2 protein-coding genes are annotated in these 1,066 nt (G+C 36.8%); both read left to right on the top strand.

Annotated elements, in window-relative coordinates; all coding sequences use genetic code 11:
* Positions 1-239, top strand: a 239-nt coding sequence (locus tag GT590_RS14265) for a helix-turn-helix transcriptional regulator (protein WP_205217251.1), incomplete at its 5' end; no start/stop codon positions are given.
* A gap of 12 nt (positions 240-251) precedes the next feature.
* Positions 252-980 carry a phage antirepressor KilAC domain-containing protein gene (locus GT590_RS14260; protein WP_149971517.1) on the top strand — a complete coding sequence of 243 codons (729 nt, stop codon included), beginning with the start codon at positions 252-254 and terminating at the stop codon, positions 978-980.
* Positions 981-1,066: the final 86 nt, after the last annotated feature.

Below are 1,066 nucleotides of genomic sequence, written 5' to 3'. Positions count from 1 at the left end.
AAATTAGAAAGGAGAAAGATTTGGGTCAAATGCAAATTAAATTGTATCAACTCCGAAAAGAAAACAATGTTTCGCAGGAACGACTTGCTGATATAATTGGAAAATCATCTGTTTCTTACCGAAATAAAGAGCTTGGTAGAATAGATTTTTCTTCTTCGGAAATGTTTAAAATCGCTAATTTCTTTCATAAAAGTATTAGCGAAATTTTTATCGATAATACTTCACAAAACGTGAAATAGAAAGGAAGCAACATGAACGAACTTATTAACATCACACTTAACGAAAATCACGAACCAATTGTAAGTGCAAGAGAATTGCATAAAAGTTTAAAAGTAAAAACAAGATTCAGCCAATGGGTAGAACAAAATTTCAAAATTTTAGAAGAAGGTTATGATTTTAGCCCCGTAGTTACAACTACACAGCTAAATCAATATGGTGGTACGAAAGAAATCCAAGACTACGCTCTATCATTGGATGCTTCTAAAAATCTTGCTATGATTTCAAAAACAGATGAAGGCGCTAAAGTACGCAAATACTTCATCCAAGTTGAAAAAGATTTCAACAGCCCTGAAAAAATCATGGCAAGAGCGTTACTTATGGCTGATAAGAAAGTCCACACGTTACAGGCGCAAATTGAAGCAGACCGTCCTAAGGTGCTGTTTGCAGACGCTGTTAGTGCCAGCCACACATCTATCTTGGTTGGGGAGCTTGCAAAACTACTTAAACAGAATGGGGTAGATATTGGAGCAACACGCCTCTTTACTTGGCTACGCAACCACGGTTATCTTATCAAGCGTAATGGTCGTGATTGGAACATGCCTACACAGAAAAGCGTAGAGCTTGGGCTTATCAGAGTTAAAGAAACCAGTATCACCCACTCAGACGGTCATATCACAGTAAACAAGACACCTCTTATTACTGGCAAGGGTCAGCAGTATTTTATCAACAAATTTCTCAATCAGGAGTATTTACCAGGTTAAGGACGCAAAAAAGAACCTGACGGCAATCAGGCACTTACTTAATAATACAAATGTATTTTACCATGAAGTCAAATAAAACACAATGG

This window comes from Eggerthella sp. BIOML-A1 (assembly GCF_009875595.1).
Lineage (GTDB): Bacteria > Actinomycetota > Coriobacteriia > Coriobacteriales > Eggerthellaceae > Eggerthella > Eggerthella lenta.
This window is presented reverse-complemented; position numbering and strand designations above follow the sequence as displayed.